The organism is Arthrobacter sp. EPSL27 (assembly GCF_001512305.1).
GTDB lineage: Bacteria > Actinomycetota > Actinomycetes > Actinomycetales > Micrococcaceae > Arthrobacter.
This window is the reverse complement of record NZ_LNUT01000005.1, coordinates 1,289,356-1,307,891: the sequence shown is the minus strand read 5'-3', so window position 1 is coordinate 1,307,891 and position 18,536 is coordinate 1,289,356. Positions and strand designations below refer to the sequence as shown.

At 67.6% G+C, this 18,536-nt stretch carries 15 protein-coding genes; 6 read left to right on the top strand and 9 right to left on the bottom strand.

Annotated elements, in window-relative coordinates:
- Positions 1-19 precede the first annotated feature (19 nt).
- A complete protein-coding gene (locus AR539_RS16990; protein ID WP_066439483.1) occupies positions 20-919 on the bottom strand; it encodes a MurR/RpiR family transcriptional regulator in 900 nt (299 codons plus the stop codon).
- A 158-nt stretch (positions 920-1,077) separates the two neighbouring features.
- On the opposite strand from AR539_RS16990, the gene AR539_RS16985 reads away from it, so the two are divergent.
- Positions 1,078-1,380, top strand: coding sequence for a hypothetical protein (locus tag AR539_RS16985; protein ID WP_066439482.1), 303 nt, complete (start codon positions 1,078-1,080; stop codon positions 1,378-1,380).
- Positions 1,381-1,498: 118 nt separating this feature from the next.
- Positions 1,499-5,140 (top strand): methionine synthase, encoded by a 3,642-nt coding sequence (metH, locus tag AR539_RS16980; protein ID WP_066439481.1) that lies wholly within the window; start codon positions 1,499-1,501, stop codon positions 5,138-5,140.
- Here the strand turns inward: metH and AR539_RS16975 are convergent.
- From AR539_RS16975 to AR539_RS16945, 7 genes are all read right to left on the bottom strand, one after another.
- Positions 5,130-8,039 carry an ATP-binding cassette domain-containing protein gene (locus AR539_RS16975; protein ID WP_066439479.1) on the bottom strand — a complete coding sequence of 970 codons (2,910 nt, stop codon included), beginning with the start codon at positions 8,037-8,039 and terminating at the stop codon, positions 5,130-5,132. The two genes, metH and AR539_RS16975, sit on opposite strands and share 11 nt — an antisense overlap.
- Positions 8,036-8,596, bottom strand: coding sequence for a hypothetical protein (locus AR539_RS16970; RefSeq protein ID WP_066439477.1), 561 nt, complete (start codon positions 8,594-8,596; stop codon positions 8,036-8,038). The genes AR539_RS16975 and AR539_RS16970 overlap by 4 nt, the downstream gene beginning before the upstream one ends.
- 176 nt (positions 8,597-8,772) lie before the next feature.
- Positions 8,773-9,570, bottom strand: a complete 798-nt coding sequence (locus tag AR539_RS16965; protein WP_197410659.1) for an IclR family transcriptional regulator — start codon at positions 9,568-9,570, stop codon at positions 8,773-8,775.
- Positions 9,571-9,583: 13 nt separating this feature from the next.
- A complete protein-coding gene (gene kduI / locus AR539_RS16960) occupies positions 9,584-10,417 on the bottom strand; it encodes a 5-dehydro-4-deoxy-D-glucuronate isomerase (protein WP_066439469.1) in 834 nt (277 codons plus the stop codon).
- A gap of 19 nt (positions 10,418-10,436) precedes the next feature.
- Positions 10,437-11,744, bottom strand: a complete 1,308-nt coding sequence (locus AR539_RS16955) for a TRAP transporter large permease (RefSeq protein WP_066439467.1) — start codon at positions 11,742-11,744, stop codon at positions 10,437-10,439.
- The gene (locus AR539_RS16950) at positions 11,741-12,262 is read right to left on the bottom strand and encodes a TRAP transporter small permease (protein WP_197410658.1); all 522 of its coding nucleotides are present in this window, start codon (positions 12,260-12,262) and stop codon (positions 11,741-11,743) included. The genes AR539_RS16955 and AR539_RS16950 overlap by 4 nt, the downstream gene beginning before the upstream one ends.
- 8 nt (positions 12,263-12,270) lie before the next feature.
- Positions 12,271-13,275, bottom strand: coding sequence for a TRAP transporter substrate-binding protein (locus AR539_RS16945; RefSeq protein WP_082699420.1), 1,005 nt, complete (start codon positions 13,273-13,275; stop codon positions 12,271-12,273).
- A 159-nt stretch (positions 13,276-13,434) separates the two neighbouring features.
- On the opposite strand from AR539_RS16945, the gene AR539_RS16940 reads away from it, so the two are divergent.
- From AR539_RS16940 to AR539_RS16925, 4 genes are read left to right on the top strand one after another with little or no spacing between them, the layout of a single operon-like run.
- Complete coding sequence (locus AR539_RS16940) at positions 13,435-14,460, top strand: zinc-dependent alcohol dehydrogenase (RefSeq protein WP_066440130.1); 1,026 nt, start codon at positions 13,435-13,437, stop codon at positions 14,458-14,460.
- Complete coding sequence (locus AR539_RS16935; RefSeq protein ID WP_066439461.1) at positions 14,457-15,212, top strand: SDR family oxidoreductase; 756 nt, start codon at positions 14,457-14,459, stop codon at positions 15,210-15,212. The genes AR539_RS16940 and AR539_RS16935 overlap by 4 nt, the downstream gene beginning before the upstream one ends.
- Positions 15,209-15,838 (top strand): bifunctional 4-hydroxy-2-oxoglutarate aldolase/2-dehydro-3-deoxy-phosphogluconate aldolase, encoded by a 630-nt coding sequence (locus AR539_RS16930; protein ID WP_066439459.1) that lies wholly within the window; start codon positions 15,209-15,211, stop codon positions 15,836-15,838. The genes AR539_RS16935 and AR539_RS16930 overlap by 4 nt, the downstream gene beginning before the upstream one ends.
- Positions 15,835-16,776, top strand: coding sequence for a sugar kinase (locus tag AR539_RS16925; protein WP_066439457.1), 942 nt, complete (start codon positions 15,835-15,837; stop codon positions 16,774-16,776). Before AR539_RS16930 ends, AR539_RS16925 begins: the two co-directional genes overlap by 4 nt.
- An 897-nt stretch (positions 16,777-17,673) precedes the next feature.
- Here the strand turns inward: AR539_RS16925 and AR539_RS16920 are convergent.
- A complete protein-coding gene (locus AR539_RS16920) occupies positions 17,674-18,480 on the bottom strand; it encodes an IclR family transcriptional regulator domain-containing protein (RefSeq protein WP_066440129.1) in 807 nt (268 codons plus the stop codon).
- Between the last annotated feature and the right edge of the window lie 56 nt (positions 18,481-18,536).

Here is an 18,536-nt window from a genome sequence, read left to right as displayed (position 1 = left end):
TGTGGGAGTTCTGCGGCAGTTAGTCGAGGTAGATGTCGAGGTCTTTCCAGAGCTGCTGGGTGCGGCGGATGGTGGCCCGGCTTCGCTCCGGGTGGGCGGCTTCCATGCCGGCCAGCAGACCGTAGACGAGGGAGTTCGCGGCGGTGACGGACTGGAAGAAGGAGATGCCTTCGGACGCCACCACCAGGAGGTGGTCTGCTGCGGTGGCCAGGCGGCCGCGGCGCAGGTCGCTGATGGCGATTACGGTGGCGCCCGCTTGCTTGGCGGCCTCGGCCGCGACGATGATCTGCTTCACCGAGCGCCACATGTTGATGACCACCATGACGTCTCCGGGTCCCAGGCTGTTGGTGCTCGACGCAAGATGGGGGCCGGCGCGGTTCTCCAAGGTGATGGGATAGCCCATGGTGGAGCCCAGATGCGCCATGACGCCGGCAGGACCGGCGAAGGAGCCGATGCCGACGACAGTGATGGACTTGGCTGCTGCCAGTGCGGAGATCGCCGCCTCGGCTTCCTCAGGGGTGTTGGAATCCAGTGTCAGGCGGAGGTTGTCGATGTCGTGGGTGATGGCCTCGTGGAGCGGGCTGCGCGTTTCACCGTGCACCGTGAGGGTGTCCTCGGTGGAGATCATCACCAGGTACCGGGAACGCAGTTCGCGCTGCAGATCCGGCCAGCCTCTGTACCCGAGGTGCTGCGCTGTGCGGACCACGGAGGAACTGTTCACGTCGGCGCGCTGGGCGATCTCGGCGATGTCCGCGTAGGAAGAGAGCTGCGGGTTGCGGGTGATGACCTCCACCACCCGGCTCTGGGCTTTGGTCAGCGGAAGGTCCGGCAGGGCGTCTCCGACCCAGGCGTGGGATCCGACCGGTCGCTCGCTGAAGTCTCCGGTACGGACATCGTCGGGGGCGGCATTGCTGTTCACGGGGAACCATTTCTGTAACGCAGATCACTCTGCAAGTAGGATTGCGTTAAACATACTCTGCAATTTCGCTTGCGGAAAGACTTCTGCGTTTCCGGAATGTAAAACCTGTTCCGGGGCCTCGGCAGCCGGGTTCAGGAAACCCCGCTAGACTCCCCGGCATGGGGGACGACGACACATCCGGGGAACGCAAAAGACCAAGGCGGGCACGGCTCTCTGCTGCCATCCTGCCTGTGGTGGGACTTGTCGCGGTGTTTGTGGGGTGCTTCGTCGCGTGGAGCAACGCGAACACTGAGACGATGGGCTGGTTTGCCTACGCCCCACTGAGCAATGAGGTCTTTACCGGCACCGGCATCGCTTTTGTAAGTCAAGGGACGCAGATCGGCCTGGCAGTGGCCATCGCCGGGCTGCTCGTTTTGGCGTTCTGGGCCGGCTACCGAATCGGCAGAAGAGCCACCCCGTAGAACCAGTTAGTCAGCGAGCCGCAGCCCTGGAGCTTCGAACGCCGCTTTCAGAATCCGCCCGCCGTAGTACAGACGAAACACAGCGCACCGCAGAGGCCCCCGCCCGTAGGCTGGTCAAATGCCTCGTTTTGCGCTTGATATTGACTCCGTTCCCCGCCCCGCCCGCGCCCAGGCCCTCCTGGATGCGGTGAACCAGCGGGTGGTCATTGCCGACGGGGCCATGGGGACCATGCTGCAGGACCGGGAACTGTCGCTCGAGGCCGACTTCCAGAACCTGGAGGGCTGCAACGAGATCCTCAACGACACCCGCCCGGACGTCATCGGGGACATCCACGATGCCTACTTTGCCGTGGGCATCGACGCCGTGGAAACCAACACCTTCGGCGCCAACTGGTCCAACCTGTCCGACTACGGCATCGATGACCGGATCGAGGAGCTTGCCCGCAAGGGTGCCCGGATCGCCCGCGACCGCGCCGAGGCGGCCGAAACAACAGACGGCCGCCTACGCTGGGTCCTCGGCTCCATGGGCCCGGGCACCAAGCTCCCCAGCCTGGGCCACACCAGCTACGACTACCTCAAGCAGACCTTCGCCCTGCAGGCCGGGGGCCTCATCGACGGGGGAGCGGACGCCTTCCTCATCGAGACCAGCCAGGATCTCCTGCAGACCAAAGCCGCGGTCAACGGCTGCAAGCAGGCCATCGTGACCCGCGGCGTCCGCCTGCCCATCTTCGTCGAGGTGACCGTCGAGACCACCGGCACCATGCTCATGGGCTCCGAAATCGGCGCCGCACTCACCGCGCTGGAGCCACTCGGCGTCGACGCCATCGGCCTGAACTGCGCCACCGGCCCGGACGAGATGAGCGAGCACCTCCGCCACCTCTCGAAACAGTCCTCCGTTGCCATCGCCTGCATGCCCAACGCCGGCCTGCCCATCCTCGGCGCCAACGGAGCGCACTACCCGCTGACCCCCACGGAACTCGCCACCGCGCACGAACAGTTCGTCCGCGAATTCGGCATCGGCCTGGTGGGCGGCTGCTGCGGTACGACGCCGGCGCACCTGGCCGCCGTCGTCGAGCGCCTTGCGCCCTTCCGTGCCAAAGCTGTGGTCACCGACGTGGGAACGCCGGCCCGCGTCCCCACCGAACGCGAGGCCGGTATCGCCTCCCTCTACCAGCACGTGAATTTCGACCAGGAGTCCGCGTACCTGGCGATCGGTGAGCGCACCAACGCGAACGGGTCCAAGGCGTTCCGCCAGGCCATGCTCGAGGAGCGCTGGGACGACTGCGTGGACATCGCCCGCGAGCAGATCCGCGTCGGAGCGCACCTGCTGGACGTCTGCATCGACTACGTGGGGCGCGACGGCGTCGCGGACATCAAGGAAGTGGTCTCGCGGTTCGCGTCGGCCTCCACCCTCCCGCTGGTGATCGACTCCACCGAGCCTCCCGTGCTGCAGGCCGGGCTCGAGCTCATCGGCGGCCGCCCGGTGGTCAACTCCGTCAACTACGAGGACGGCGACGGCCCGGACAGCCGCTTCGCGCGCATCATGCCGCTGGTGAAGGAGCACGGCACCGCCGTGATCGCGCTGACCATCGACGAGCAGGGCCAGGCCCGCACCACCGAGGGCAAGGTGGACATCGCCTCCCGCCTCATCGATGCCCTGGTGGGCGAATGGGGCATGCGCGTCGAGGACATCATTGTGGACGCCCTCACCTTCCCCATCGCCACCGGCCAGGAGGAGACCCGCCGCGACGGCATCGAGACCATCGAGGCCATCCGCCAGATCACCGCGAAGTATCCCGGCATCCACACCACGCTCGGCGTCTCCAACGTGTCCTTCGGCCTGAACCCGGCCGCGCGCATCGTCCTGAACTCGGTGTTCCTGCACGAGGCCGTGGAGGCGGGCCTCTCCAGCGGCATCATCGACGCCGCGAAGATCGTGCCGCTCGCGTCCCTGCCGGAGGAGCAGCGCAAGGTCGCCCTGGACCTCGTCTGGGACCGCCGCGACTACGACGCCGACGGCAACACCACGTACGATCCGCTGGCCATCATGCTGGACATGTTCGCCGGCGTCGACACCGCCGCGCTGAAGGACCAGCGCGCCGCCGAACTCGCGGCGCTGCCCACGGGCGCCCGCCTGGAGCGGCGGATCATCGACGGCGAGGGCAAGGGCCTGGAAGAGGACCTGGACCTGGCGCGCAGCGAGGGCATGACCCCGCTCGGCATCATCAACGACCACCTGCTCGAGGGCATGAAGGTGGTGGGCGAGCGCTTCGGCGCCGGCGAGATGCAGCTGCCGTTCGTGCTGCAGTCCGCCGAGGTGATGAAGAACGCCGTCGCCCTGCTGGAGCCGCACATGGAGAAATCCGACTCCTCCGGCAAGGGCACCATGGTGATCGCCACGGTGCGCGGGGACGTGCATGACATCGGCAAGAACCTGGTGGACATCATCCTCACCAACAACGGCTACAAAGTGGTCAATATCGGCATCAAGCAGGGCATCGCCGAGATCATGGCCGCCGCGGAGGAACACAACGCGGACGTGATCGGCATGTCCGGGCTGCTGGTGAAATCCACGGTGGTGATGAAGGAAAACCTGGCCGAGCTGCAGTCCCGCGGCCTGGCGAAGAAATGGCCTGTCATCCTCGGCGGCGCGGCCCTGACCCGTGCCTACGTGGAGCAGGACCTGGCAGAGCAGTTTGACGGCGTGGTCCGGTACGCCAAAGACGCCTTCGAGGGCCTGGCCCTCATGGAACCGCTGGTCCGCGTTGCCCGCGGTGCGTCCCCGGACGACGTCGGCCTGCCGGCCCTGAAGAAGCGCCTCCACAAGGGCGGCGCGAAGTTCACGGTCACCGAGCCGGAGGCCATGCCCGGCCGGTCCGACGTCGCCGCCGACAATCCCGTGCCCGCCCCGCCGTTCTGGGGCACGCGCATTGTGCGCGGCGTCTCGCTCCACGACTACGCCGCCTTCCTCGACGAGCGCGCCACGTTCATGGGCCAGTGGGGGCTCAAGCCGGGGCGCGGCGAGGACGGCGCCTCCTACGAGGAACTGGTGGAACGCGAGGGCCGGCCGCGGCTGCGGTACTGGCTGGACCGCATCCTGGCCGAGGGCATGCTGGACGCCTCCGTGGCGTACGGCTACTTCCCGGTGGTCTCCGAAGGGGAACAGGTGGTGGTGCTGCACCACGGGGAGGACCACGACGGCGTCCTGGGCACCGCAGGCCTGCTGGCCCCCGACGGCGGATCCGGCGGCCCGGTCGGCACCGACCGGCTGCGGTTCGACTTCCCGCGGCAGCGCCGCGACCGGCACCTGTGCCTGGCCGACTTCGTGAAGTCCCGCGAGTCGGGGCAGGTGGACGTCCTACCGGTGCAGCTGGTCACCGCCGGCTCGAAGATCGAGGAGTTCACGTCCAAGATGTTCGCCGCCAACCAGTACCGCGACTACTACGAGCTCAACGGCCTGGTGATGCAGCTGACCGAGGCCCTCGCCGAGTTCTGGCATGCGCGGATCCGCAAGGAGCTGGGCTTCGGGGCCGAGGAGCCGAAGGACACGGCAGGGTACTTCAAGCTGGACTACCGCGGTGCGCGGTTCTCGCTGGGCTACCCCGCGTGCCCGGACATGGAGGACCGCCGCAAGGTGACGGAACTGCTGAAGCCCGAGCGGATTGGCGTGGTCCTGAGCGACGAGCTGATGCTGCACCCCGAGCAGTCCACCGATGCGTTCGTGTTCCACCACCCGGAAGCGAAGTACTTCAAGGTGTGAGCAGCTGCCGGTCCCGGTCCTGAACTGATGGGTCGGGGACGGGGTGGGCCTCCGCGGCCTGCCCGCCGGAGCCGCCGGAGCTTCCGACGGCGGAGACCGGCTTGACCCGCCGGAGGGCGGCGAGAATGGCCCGTCCCACCACAGCGATGCCGATGATGGTGGTGACGGCACGCAGGGTGTCCCAGCCCGCCGTCGACGTCAGAAGCGAGTAGAGCAGGAAGCTGCTGAGATTGGTGGCCAGCGGCGCGCCGGGCACGTAGGAGATGCCGGTGCCCGTCCCCACCGCGAAGGGCCAGAACCACAGGTTGGTCAGCAGGCCGAACAGGTAGGACGCCACGGCGCCGTAGCCGCACAGCATCCACAGCTCGGCCTTGCCTCGCACCCGGCGGGGGAGCAGCCCGGCCCCGGCGCCCACCCACGCGCAGGCGAAAATCTGGAACGGCGTCCACGGCCCGATCCCGCCCCACACGGCGCTGGAGAGGGCAATCGTGGCGGCGCCCAGGAGCAGACCGAAGCGCGCACCGAAGGCGCGCCCGGCCAGGATCAGCAGGATAAAAACCGCCTCCACGCCCCCGACGCCGGTGCTCGCCACCCGCACCGCCGACCCGACGGCTGCCAGGACGCCGAGCAGCGCCACCGTGTGCGCCGAACGGACCGAGCCGTCCATGGACAGCACGACGGCAACCGCGGCCACGGGCGCCATGGCCAGCGCCGCGTAGGGGAGCGCCGCCGCGGCATCCGTGGGGAGCGCCGCGGCGAGCAGCGGCCAGCAGAAGGCGGCAAAGGCCAGGACGTTTGCGGCTGCGAGGACCACGAGCTCGGCGCCCCGCGGCATCCGGAGGCGGGGGATTCCTGTGGCGGCCGGAACCGACGGGTGGCGCTCGGCGAGTGCAGAGGCCCGAACCGAAAGTGGTGTGAACGGCGGTGCGGCGGGGACAGCAGCGCTGGCTTCCGCCGGGGCGGCGTCCGGCCCGGAGGCGGGGGCGACGCCGTCGCGCATCGGGAGGATCCGGGCACCCAGGCTGCGGGCAAAATCGAGGTCGTGGGTGGCGATCAGCACCGCCGCGCCGTCCTCCGCAGCGGCCCGCAGCGCCGCCGCGACCGCTGCGCGCGCCGCCGGATCGAGACCGCGGGTGGGCTCGTCGATCAGGAGCACCTGCGGGTCATCCGCGGTCTGCAGGGCGATGGCCAGGATCCGGCGTTCCCCGGCCGAGAGGTCCCGGGGATGCTCGTGCCCCATGGGCATCCGGACGTCCCCGCGCAGCCGCGCCAGGCGCGCCGCTGCCGACCCGGGCGCTGGCTGGCCGCCGTCCTTGCCCCGTACCCGACGCCGGTCTGCCGCGCGGAGCTCCGCCGCAATGGTGTCCCGGGTGAAGAGGTCGTCCGACGCGTCCGGCACGAGGGCCACCCGGCCGCCGTCGACCGTTCCGCCGTTCTCCGTTCCTTTACCGCGGGTTCCTTCTGCGTGTGTTCCTTCACCGAGCGCGAGCGCCACCAGGAGGGACGACTTCCCGGCGCCGTTCGGCCCCACCAGGGCCACGACTTCACCGCGCTGCAGGGTCAGTGAGGCGTCACGCACTAGCGGCCGGCCCTTGCGGTGCACCGCGAGGTTCGTCGCCGCCAGTACAGGCGCGAGGTCAGGATCTGGAGCCGGCGTCGAGTGCGCAAAAGCAGGGACCGGCGCGGACGGTGCGGCCCCCGGGACCAGGGCGCCGCCGTCGAGCGTCCACCAGGCGCCGGCAACGGGGACCAGCGGGTCCGCCCGGTGCTCCGCCACGACGACGCAGACATCCGCGTCGCGGGCGAGGGCGGTGAGCACGCCGATGACGCGGGTCCGGGCGGCGGTGTCCAGGTCGGCCAGAGGCTCGTCCACCAGGAGCAGGGCCGGGTGCTCCACCACCGCGGCGGCAATGGCCACGAGCGTCGCCTCACCTGCGGAGAGGGTGCTGATGTTCCGGTCCAGCAGGGCGGACACCCCGACCCGCTCGGCGACGTCGAGCACCCGGGCCCTGGCAGCAGCGGGCGCCGTACCGCGCAGCTCCAGGGCAAGCCCGATTTCGTCCCGGACCCGGGTGGTGGCGAAGGCGGCGCGGGGGTTCTGCAGGACGACGCCGATGAGGCCGGCGGTGTCGCGCGGCGGCGTGGCGACGCGGTCCGTCCCGGCGACGAGCACCGTGCCGGAGATATCGCCGCCGTCCACGTGCGAGAGGAGGCCCGCGATGCCCCGCAGGATGGTGGACTTGCCGGAGCCGGTGGGCCCGGTGATGACTGTGAGTGACCCGCGGGGCGGTGTGAACCCGGGGACGCGGATCCGGGTGCCGCCGATGCGGAACTGGGCGTCGCGGATGAGGACCGGGGCGCCGATACCCTGGCCGGGTTGGTGCGCCGCCCGGCTGCCGAAGCCGCGCAGCTCCAGGGCCGCGGCCACCCGGCCGGCGTGCTCAAGGGTGCGCTCCAGCACGGGCACCAGGACGCGGGGTCCGAAGCGTTCGCCCCGCAGCCGGAACGCCAGCCGGACGGAGGTGACGGCGTCGGACAGCGCGGGAAGCGCGGCCCAGGCCACCACGAGCATCCGGGCGATGCCCTGCGCGGGGCCGCGGCGGGCCAGATAAACGAAGCCACGGGACACGTCCACCCATGCGTTGAGCAGCCCGAACGCCAGGAACATCCCGGCGATGGGCAGGGCGGACAGCACCGCAGCCCACAGTCCGGGCGCCGTGACCGGGCCGAGGAGGACCACATGGGCGTATGGGGCGGGCAGCCGGAACGCCGGCAGGTCGAGCAAAACCGGGGCGCCGGTGGCGGCCCCATTGAAGAGGATGCGGTACATGACCCGCGCAGCGATGAACACGGCGGCGAGGGCCGCCGCGGCGCGTAACGGCGCGGGCCGGAAGGTCACGCTGCGGGCGCAGCCGGAGCGCCGTCGACGGTGTAGAGCAGTTCAAGGCTCTCGCCCGGGCCCACCTGCAGGGTGGCCAGGCCCTCCTGCGCGTAGGCCCAGTCGCCGGCGGCCGGCTTGACCCAGAGCGACCAGTAAGCGAAAGCGGCCGGCATCTTGCTGCAGTCTTCCCGGTACGTGCCGCCCTGGTGGGTGATGTCGAGGTCCGCGGCGGGCACACCGTTCACCCGGCACACCAGTTCGGTGGGGTATTCGGCTGTGCCGTCGGTTTTCACTTTGGCCTCGTCCAGCACCTTGGCGGCGGGGGTGGGCCCGTCCACGTCCACGCAGACGGATGTGTCGGCGGCGGCCTGCTTCAGGGCGCCCGAGTCGACGATGACCTTCACCCCGGCGCAGGGGCCGGCGGCGGCGCTGGACTCGGTGGCGGCACTCGATGAAGCCGGCGCGGAGGCGGTGGGCTGGGTTGCGGCCGGTGCGGAACAGGCGGCGAGGGCGAACAGGAGACCGGCGGCGGCGAGGGAGCCTGCGGCGGCGGTGCGGATCTGAGTCAAAGTCACCAGTCAAGGGTAGGACGTGGCCTGCCCGTATCCGGCGGCCGTCGCGTTGTATGACGTGAGGTCACGTGGCCCGCCACGGCCGCGAAATCGAAGCAGCCGGTCACCGGGCATCACTGCCGGTGACCGGCCGCCGCCAGTCCGCTAGGACCGTTGTTAACGCATTTGCCCCTACGGCACTAGGCGCCGGCGCGGCCCACCGGGGACCCCAGGGCTCGAGAGATCTCCTCCGCGGCGGCGATTGCCTGCGGCGCAAACTGCTCAATCGTGGAGCCGGGGTACTCAAGCTCAAGCGATGAGATCGACAGGCCATACATTACCCGGCCGAGGTGGTCCCGGATCGGAGTTGAGACGCACACCGTACCGCGCTCGTTCTCGCCGAGATCGAGCGCGTAACCGCGTTGACGCACGGTGGCCAGCTCTGTGCGCAGCTGTTCAGGATCCGTGATGGTCTTATCGGTGCGGGCCGGCAGACCGACCTCGGATATCAGCCGGTCCACCTGCTCGGGCGTCCAGCTCGCGATGACCGCCTTGCCCATGCCCGAGCAGTGCATCGGCATGGCCAGCCCTACGCGCGAAGCCATCCTGTAGGGCTTTGATGAGTCTTTGCGGATGACGTAGACCATCTCGAAATCGTTGGCGACGCCGACGTGAACCGTGCAGTTTACTTCGCGGACGAGCTTCTCGACGATGGGTTCGGCGATGAAGGAGATGTCGAGCCGGGAGATGGCCTTGCCGGCAATGCCGAGAAGACGGGAGCCGGGGTGGTAGCCGCGATCGCTATCGCCGGCCAGGAACTTCAACTCGGCCAGCGTCGCGAGAATGCGGTGCACCGTCGCCTTCGGCAGCCGGGTCTCCTCGACGATGTCGGTGAAGCGGTCGTAGAGGATTGCGGCTTCCAGCACCCGCAATGTCTTCTCACTCGCGCCCATCGACGGCGCCGGGCTCGTATCGAGCTCCGTGGGTTCCCTGGTCATGACCCGCATCATCTCATCTCACTTCAGCAATCGCGACGCCATCCATGTCGTCGAAGGCCTGGTTCTCCCCGGCCATCGCCCACACGAACGAGTAGTTAGAGGTCCCAACGCCGGAATGGATCGACCAAGACGGTGAGAGCACCAGACCCCCGTCGCCAACAAGCATATGACGGGTTTCGGACGGCTCCCCCATGAGGTGAACGACGCGGGCCTCCTCGGGTACATCGAAGTAGACGTAGAACTCTGTCCGGCGGTCGTGAGTGTGCGCCGGCATCGTGTTCCACATGCTGCCGGGGTGGAGCTGCGTGACGCCCATGACCACCTGGCAGCTGCGCACGCCGTCTTCGTGAATGTACTGGTTAATGGTCCTGCGATTAGAGGTCAGCGGATCCCCGAGCTCGCGGACGGTGCCCTGCCCGGGTGCGACCAGCGCCGTCGGGTAGGTGGCGTGCGCCGGGGCCGAGAAGCCGTAGAAGCGGGCGGGGGTCCCGGCGTCGTCCGACTCGAACACCACGTCCTTCACCCCGCGGCCCAGGTACAGGCACGCGCCGGTGGGCATGGCATGGCGCTCACCGTCTGCGTGGACGGCACCCGCCGCTCCTATGTTGACAATCCCGATCTCGCGATGATCGAGGAACTGCTCACTGCGAATTTCCGGCACGGTCTCGAGCCCGAGGGGAGCATGGGTCGGCACGGCGCCAACCGCCACCACCCGATCGTAGTGAGTAACAACGGTTCGTACGCTGCCGGGAACGAATAGATCCTCGATGAGGTAGCGGTCGCGCAACTGTTGCTGGGTGGCGCCTGGGATCTGCTCGGGGGATGTGGGGCCGTAGACGGCGGTCATGGTGTTCCTTCAGAAGGGGTTAGAGCAGACCCATGAGGCCGGGTAGCCACAGGGAAAGCTGGGGGACGAAAACGATGACGAACAGCAGCGCGATGAGCACCACAAGGAACGGCACCAGTTTGACGATCACGGGTTCCAGTTTGACCTTCGCGACCTGGGTTCCGACGAACAATACGGGCGCGGACGGCGGGGAGATCACCGCAATCGAGAGGTTGAAGACCATCACGATGCCGAAGTGCACCGGGTCGATGCCGTAGGAGACTGCGATGGGCAGGAAGATTGGCGTGAAAATCAGGATCGCCGGCGTGGGGTCGAGCGGAATGCCGATCAAGAGCAGCACCAGCATCATGATCAGCAGCACAACAACCTTCGAATCGGTCCACCCAAACAGTGAATCGGCGATCAGCTGCGGCAGGCGTGCATAGGTCATGACGTAGGACATGATCGTCGACACCGCAATCAGGAAGATGACGATCGCGCTGGTGCGTGTGGCGTCGAACAGGACCTTCGGTAGGTCTTTGAACGAAATGGTGCGGTAGAAGAAAGAGAGGAGCAGTGAATAGATGACGGCGACGGCGGAACCCTCCGTCGGCGTGAAGAAACCGGCGACAATACCGCCGATCGCCACAATAATGAGGCCCAGCGATGGTACCGCTCGGCCGAGTGTGACCAGAAAGACCGAGAACTTGGGCCAGGGCTCGCCCCGCAGTTCGGGGTGCCGCCGAGCGTAGCCGAAGCCGACGGCGGCACAGGCCAGGGCCCACAGGATGCCCGGGACGTACCCGGCGACGAACAACGCGCCAAGCGACGTGCCGCCGGCGGCGAGCGAGTAGACGATCAGCGTATTGCTCGGTGGGATCAGCATGCCGGCCGGGGCCGAGGCGATGTTTGCCGCTGCGCTGAAGGCGCGGTCATAGCCCGCCCGGCGCTGCATCGGAGCCATGGTGGAACCAACCGCGGCGGCGCTGGCGACGGCGGAACCGGACACAGAGCCGAAGATCGCGTTCGCTATCACGTTCGTTTGCACCAGCGGCGCCGGCGTGCGGCCCACGAGCACCCGCGCGAGGTTGATCAGCCGCTCGGCAATGCCGCCGTTGTTCATGATGACGCCGGCGAGAACGAAGAACGGGATGGCGAGCAGGGCGAACGAGTTGGTGCCGCCGATCATCTGCTGTGCGGCGGTGATGGCGCCGCGCTGGAAGTCCACGATGAGCAGCATGCACAGGGCGGACGGAAGCCCGATGGCGATGGAAACGGGAGCGCCGACTGCGAGCAGCAGCGCGAGGCCGCCGATGAGGATAAAGCTGATGGTGCCGGGATCAATCACAGTGCTGCCGCCTCAAGGTCCTCGTCGTTTTCCACGTGGCCGGCGTAGCGGCTCGAGAAGGTACCGACGATGTGGATGATCAGGTAAATGGTCAGCAGCACACCCGAAATGGGCAGGGCCAGGTAAAGCTGACCCTGCGTGAGGGGCAGCAGCGGATTCCGCTGCCCCCACGCAAGCATGGACTGCTGGATCCCGCCGTACACCATGACGTACAGCACGAACGCGAGCGTCGTGAGGTACGCGATGATGTCGGTGATGCGCTGAAGCGGCACGGGCAGCTTCGCCACCAGGAAGTCCATGATGACGTCGGCCTTCTCGCCGACGGCGATGGCGATTCCGATCAGGCTTACCCACACGAAGGTTTGCCGGGCGGCCTCCTCGGACCATGCGCTGGGCGCCCCTAGGACCAGCCGGGTAAAGACCTGCCAGGTAACCAGCAGCACCAGCAGCGCAGACAGGGCGACGCAGATCGCGCGGAGCGTGCCGTCCAGGCGCGCCCGGGCCGTAGTCATGTTCATTCGGGTCATCAGCCGCGAGCCGCCTCGATCGCGTCGTAAACCTTCTTTGCGAGATCGGACTTGACCAGGTCTTTATGCAGCGGGAGCGCGGCCTCACGGAAAGCCGTGACATCGGCGTCGCTGAACTTCGCGCCGGCCTTCTCGGCGGCGGTGACCGCTTCGTCGACGGCGGTGCCGAACAGCTTGAGCTCGGTGTCGACCGAGGTGGAGAACAGCTTCTCGAAGATCTTGCGGTCCTCTTCAGAGATGCGGTCCCACACGGACGGGCTTGTCACCAGGTAGTCGGGCATCATCAGGTGCTCAGTGCGTGAGTAAAAGGGTGCGATTTCATCGTGCGAGAGCGACGAGTAGATGAGCTCGTTGTTCTCCGCCCCGTCAAGCACGCCGGACTGGATTGCGGTGTAAACCTCGCCCTGCGCCATCGGCGTTCCGACGCCGCCCATCCGCTCCATCATGCGGACGTTGGTGTCCGAACCAATGACGCGGACTTTCTGGCCATTAAGGTCAGCAGGCTTGGTGACCGGGCCGGCGGTTGAATAAACGTTGCGGACGCCGCCGTGGTAGGCGGTGAGCACCTGGAGGTTGTCATCCTTCAGCGTGTCGTAGAGCGGCCCCGTGACCGCCGGGTCGTTAAGGACCTTCATCTGGTGCTCAGGCGATTCATACAGGTACGGCAGGTTGACCACGGAGAAGTCTGATTCGAAGTTTTCAAGCAGGCTGCCGGCGACGACGGCGAAGTCGATGGTGCCGGACTGCACCTGTTCAATCGTGGCGGCCTGGTCGCCAAGCGTCGCGTCCGTGTACAGCTGAAGCGAATACCGGCCGTCAGTCTGGGCCTTGAGTTCATCCGACATCTCCTGCAGCGCCTTCGCCTGAGGGTGGTTGGCGTCCTGGTTGAAGGCAACGCGGAGGACGGTACCGCCGCCTTGTCCTGAGGCACTCGAGCATGAAGCCAGTGACAATGCCGTCATCGCGGCTGCGCCCAGAACGGCGAGCATCCTTCTTCCCTGCATGGTTTTCTCCTCGTTGAGTAACTGTGAGTGGTGTGTGACTTGCGCCACCGGGGTGATCGAAGACTACTATAACCAAATAGAACTTAGTTGCACCAGATGGAACTTTAAGTGGAACATAGTTCCATAATCATTTTTTTCGGCGCGACGAAGGAGACGCAAGTGCGAGCAGCTAGATACATCGGCGGTCAAAAGATCGAGGTGGCCGGCGTTGAGGCCAGGCCCCCTGCGGCCGGCGAAGTGACGATCCGGGTCGCGTACAACGGAATTTGCGGCACGGACCTGCATATTGTGCAGGGTCATATGGATGCCCGGGTGGCCATGCCGGCGGTGATCGGCCACGAGATGAGCGGGGTCATCAGTGCGGTCGGTCCGGACGTGGACACGCTCAAGCTGGAGCAGCCGGTCACGGTCATGCCGCTGCGCTGGTGCGGAAAGTGCGCTTCCTGCCTTGCCGGCCATCAGCACATCTGCCAGCACCTCGACTTCGTGGGCATCGACTCGCCCGGCGCCCTTCAGGAGCAGTGGACTGTGCCGGCTTCCCTCGTGGTTCCGCTGCCTGACGGCGTCTCGCTCGAACACGCCGCACTCGTCGAGCCGCTGGCCGTCGCAGTGCACGATGTGCGGCGCTCGCGGCTCGTTCAAGGCGAGACCGCCGTCGTCATTGGCGGCGGGCCTATCGGCCAGCTCATCGCGATCGTGGCCCGCGCTGCAGGCGCCGAGGTCATCCTGGCGGAGCCCGACGGCGACCGCCGCGCATTCGCCGCAAAACAGGGCGCGATCGTCGTGGATCCCGTCGAGGGCGACCTCGCCGCCCTCGTCGAAGAGCACACCGGCGGCGCCGGAGCCGACGTCGTCTTTGAAGTCGCCGGCACTCGCGGGACCGCGCTCGACGCCACCCGGCACGCCCGCACCCGCGGCCGCGTGGTATTCGTCGCGATCCACCCCGAGCCGGTGCCCGTGGATCTCCATCGCATCTTCTGGCGCGAGCTGGAGGTGCTTGGGGCCCGTGTTTACGAGCGCGAGGATTTCGAGCGCGCCATCGCGCTTCTCGCCTCCGGAACCGTTCCGGCAGACGCCCTGATCACCCGCATCGTGCCCCTCGATAGCACTGCGGAAGCGTTCGATGCGCTGCTCTCAGCGTCCGCAATGAAGATTCTCGTAGACGTTCAGGGGGCCAGGGCATGACGGTCTCATTCGATCTCACAGGCACCACCGCCGTCGTCACCGGCGCCCGCCGCGGCATCGGCTTCGCGATGGCGGAGGGACTCGCGCAGGCGGGGGCTGACATCATCGCAGTGTCGGCCAGTCAGGAGGCGGACGGTGGCGCAATCGGGGCCCGCGTGCGCGAGCTGGGACGATCCTTCGAAGGCCACGCTGTTGACTTCCGTGACCGCGATGCCATCACCGCTTTCGGCGCGGCAGTACGGGATCGCGCCGACATCCTGGTGAACAACGCAGGGACCATCCGCCGATCGCCGGCCGCCGAGCATCCCCTTGAGTGGTGGGATGAAGTGCTGGATGTGAACCTGCGCAACCAGTTCGTACTCACGCAGGCCGTTGCAGCCGGCATGCTTGAGCGCGGCTACGGCCGCATCGTATTCACGGCAAGCCTTCTCAGCTTCCAGGGCGGCATCAACGTGCCGGGGTACACCGCAGCGAAGTCGGGCATTGCCGGTCTCGTGAAGGCCTTGAGTAACGAGTGGTCAGCACGCGGTGTCACGGTGAACGCGATCGCCCCCGGCTACATTGCCACCGACAACACCGCGGCGCTGCGCGCGGACGAGGAGCGCTCGCAGGCCATTCTCGACCGCATCCCGACAGGCCGGTGGGGTAGCGCCGAGGACCTCAAGGGCGCAACGGTGTTCCTTGCGAGCCCGTCGGCCGCCTATGTCACGGGCGTTACCCTGCCGGTTGACGGCGGATGGATGGCACGATGACGCTCGAGTTGAGCGGGGTTGTCCCGCTAGCGACCATCGACGACGCCCGGGCTGCCGATGTGCTCGCCGACGGCCTTGTCGCCGGTGGCCTGCCGGTGCTCGAGGTGGCGTTGCGTAACCAGTTTGGAATGGCCGCGATCGAGCGCATTGCCGCACGCGGCGACGTGCTTGTCGGAGCCGGAACTGTGCTTGACCGCGAGCAGCTGCAGCGCGCGCTCGACGCCGGTGCCGCGTTCGTCGTCGCGCCTGGCCTTGACGAGGAGATTGTCGAAGCCGCCCTGGCCGCGGGCGTTCCGGTGCTGCCGGGGGTGATGACGCCGAGCGATATCCAACGCGGCATCCGCCTCGGCCTTGACCAACTCAAGCTCTTCCCCGTCGGCGTCGCGGGCGGGCTCGCACTGCTCAACGCGCTGGCACCGGTCTTCCCCGGTGTGAGCTTCATGCCCAGCGGAGGGGTAAGCGCCGCGAATCTGGGCGAATATCTGGCGCACCCAGCTGTGTTCGCGGCCAGCGGCTCGTGGATTGCTGCACCCGCCCGCATCTCAGCGGGGGCCGAGGCCGTCGCCCAGGCTGCACGGGAAGCAGTCGCGCTTCAGGCCGAGACCGACCTGGGGGCCAAGCGATGAGCGTTGTCACACTCGGTGAATCTTTGGGGTTGCTTGTGGCCTCCCGGATCGGGCGGCTTGAGCTCGTGCCGACGATGGATCTGGGTTTTGGCGGAGCGGAGAGCAATGTTGCAATCGGCCTCGCACGCCTGGGCGTCCCAGTGACGTGGATGGGCCGGCTGGGCGACGACGCGCTTGGCCGCCTCATCGAGCGGGAACTGCGCGCCGAGGGCGTCACCTCCGCGGCGACCCACGATCCGACGGCACCCACCGCCCTCATGCTGAAGGAGCGCCCGGCGGAAGGTTCCAGCGCTGTTTCGTACTACCGTGCGGGCAGCGCAGGCTCCCGGCTGGGGCCCGAGCACCTCGACTTCGCCCGCATCCGGGAGGCTCGTATCCTGCACGTCACCGGCATCACGGCCGCGCTGGGTGCAGGTCCTCGCGCTGCGCTGGACGCCGCGATCGACGCCGCGGTCGACGGCGGCACCATCGTGTCGTTCGACGTGAACCACCGCTCGCGGCTCTGGGACCAGGCAGCGGCAGCCTCCGCGTACCGCGAAATTGCGGCCCGGGCCGACGTCGTCTTCGCAGGCGATAATGAGGCGGAACTACTCACCGGCGAACGCGAGCCGGAAGCGCAGGCAGCGGCAATCATCGAGCTGGGCCCAACGCAGGCGGTTGTGAAGCTCGGAGCCGAGGGTGCGTACGCTTTTGCCGATGGCTGCGCCGCGGAACAGCCCGCGTTCCCCGTACACGCCGTCGACACGGTCGGCGCCGGGGATGCATTCGTTGCTGGCTACCTGGCCGAACTCCTCGCCGGCGCGCCGCTCAGCGGGCGTCTCCGCACCGCCGCTGCCTGCGGCGCAGTCGCATGCACCGCGCCGGGCGACTGGGAAGCGGCGCCCGACCGTGCCGCGATCGCCCGGCTGTTGGGAGCCGGCGACCCCGTTCAACGCTGAGGCGCTGATGTCCCGGCACGAGCTGCGCTCCCGGATGGGCATGGTGCTGCAGGACACCCCGCGGTTGTACGAGGTGCAGTTCGCGGCTCTCGCCGCGGAGGTGTGATGGAATCTTCGGCTAGTGAAGCCTCTGACGGGCGCCCAATTGTGCTCCTGCACTTGGAGTGCACGGTGCGGGCCGGAAACGGCGGGTAACAACCTGGACCAGTGCGCTGGCCGTGTTGGGCGCAGGGCTCTGTAGGAGTCATACCGGTGGTCCAGGTGGCCCGTGCCGTGCCGCGGAGGACACAGCGATACATGCGGCCCTGTTGGAGTGCCCGGCTCTGTCTACACTTGAGTTGCGCCGGAGCAGACGCATGCATTCGACTCGGAGGGGAAGGATCATGACAGACCGCAGCGACTCAGAATCACCGGTAGAGCCTCCCGCGGAGATGAAACCAGACGTTGCGTCGCCAGACCAACGCGCCTCGTCCGGCTTCGAAGCCCAGACCGTAAGCTCCCGCAGCGCGGCCGACGTGCTGGAAGCGGTCAACGTCGCGGAGGCGGGCACCAGGGCGGAAGGGGACCACGCGCATCCGGAACAAGCCAAGAGCGGTGAGGCGCCCGTCGAGCAGGTTTACAACGACCCGGCAATGACGGGGGAGCAGCGAGTCGCTACCGGTGCTGCAACAACGACCGGCACAGGGCCGGGGCCGTCACCGGCCGAAGCCGGATCCGGCGGCGCTCAGTCCGTGGTCGGCGCGCGAGAGTGGGACCGACGTGCAGCGGGCGAGCCGCCGGCAGCCGGTGTGCCCTTCGAAACCGGAGCGGGTGGCTCAGGCCAGACGCAAGGCGACGCCTGACGCCTATTTCAGGCACGAGGACGGGGCCGGCAGGTCGAGACGCCGGCCCAGCAGGCTACTGCCCGTGCTCAACTTTCACTGGACGGGACTGCCAGCGGGACCAGTCCTCGCTGGTCGCTTCCGCGGCGGCCCGCAGCTGGGGAAGATGCTCTTTGACCAGCTTGTCGATGCTGGTTTCCTGTGCGTTGACGGTCACGTTCATGGAGGCGCGCACTGTGCCTGCCAGGTCAGTCACTCCAACTGAGACGGAGCGTACGCCGGGTGCCAGCTCCTCGTCTGCCAGAGCCCAGCCCTGTTCCCGCACTTCGGCGAGGATTTCCAGAACCCGGCTGTCGGGAATCTTTTTCCTCTCCGGCAGTCCGGACCGCGACGGTTCTTTTAGTACGTGCAGAGCAACCTCAGGTGGAAGCGCCGCCAGCAGGACCTTGCCCTGTGATGTCACCATGGCCGGAAAGCGGGTCCCGATGTCGACATTTAGCGTGATGAGCTTCGGGACGGCGACACGGGCAACGTAGACGATGTCTGAGCCGTCGAGCTGCGCCATGGAGGATGATTCCCCCGTCTGCTGCACGAGCCGCTCCAGGTGCGGCCGCGCCATATCCCACAACCCAAGGGACCCGACATATGCCATGCCGAGCTCCAGTACCTTGGGTGTCAGCGCGTGTACGCCGTCGCTCGCCCGCACGTAGCCGATCTCCTCGAGTGTCAGCAAGATCCGGCGCGCGGTTGGCCGCGCCAGGCCGGCAGCCTGCGCCACCTGCGTCAGGGTCATTTGCGGCAGTTCCGCTGAGAAGCAGCGTAGAACGTCGAGCCCTCGAGCCAGCGCCTCAATGAAATCGGGCCCTTGGCCGCGCTGTGACATGTTGTCCTCTCGATCCACGCCCAGCTGTGATGCTTGACACGTTTTCTTCTTGCGGC

What these genes read in the sequence shown, in the direction of transcription:
- AR539_RS16985 (WP_066439482.1), top strand. Translation starts at nt 1,078, where the DNA reads ATGGGGGACGACGACACATCCGGGGAACGCAAAAGACCAAGGCGGGCA.
- metH (WP_066439481.1), top strand. Translation starts at nt 1,499, where the DNA reads ATGCCTCGTTTTGCGCTTGATATTGACTCCGTTCCCCGCCCCGCCCGC.
- AR539_RS16965 (WP_197410659.1), bottom strand. Translation starts at nt 9,570, where the DNA reads ATGACCAGGGAACCCACGGAGCTCGATACGAGCCCGGCGCCGTCGATG.
- kduI (WP_066439469.1), bottom strand. Translation starts at nt 10,417, where the DNA reads ATGACCGCCGTCTACGGCCCCACATCCCCCGAGCAGATCCCAGGCGCC.
- AR539_RS16950 (WP_197410658.1), bottom strand. Translation starts at nt 12,262, where the DNA reads ATGAACATGACTACGGCCCGGGCGCGCCTGGACGGCACGCTCCGCGCG.
- AR539_RS16945 (WP_082699420.1), bottom strand. Translation starts at nt 13,275, where the DNA reads ATGCAGGGAAGAAGGATGCTCGCCGTTCTGGGCGCAGCCGCGATGACG.
- AR539_RS16935 (WP_066439461.1), top strand. Translation starts at nt 14,457, where the DNA reads ATGACGGTCTCATTCGATCTCACAGGCACCACCGCCGTCGTCACCGGC.
- AR539_RS16930 (WP_066439459.1), top strand. Translation starts at nt 15,209, where the DNA reads ATGACGCTCGAGTTGAGCGGGGTTGTCCCGCTAGCGACCATCGACGAC.
- AR539_RS16925 (WP_066439457.1), top strand. Translation starts at nt 15,835, where the DNA reads ATGAGCGTTGTCACACTCGGTGAATCTTTGGGGTTGCTTGTGGCCTCC.
- AR539_RS16920 (WP_066440129.1), bottom strand. Translation starts at nt 18,480, where the DNA reads ATGTCACAGCGCGGCCAAGGGCCCGATTTCATTGAGGCGCTGGCTCGA.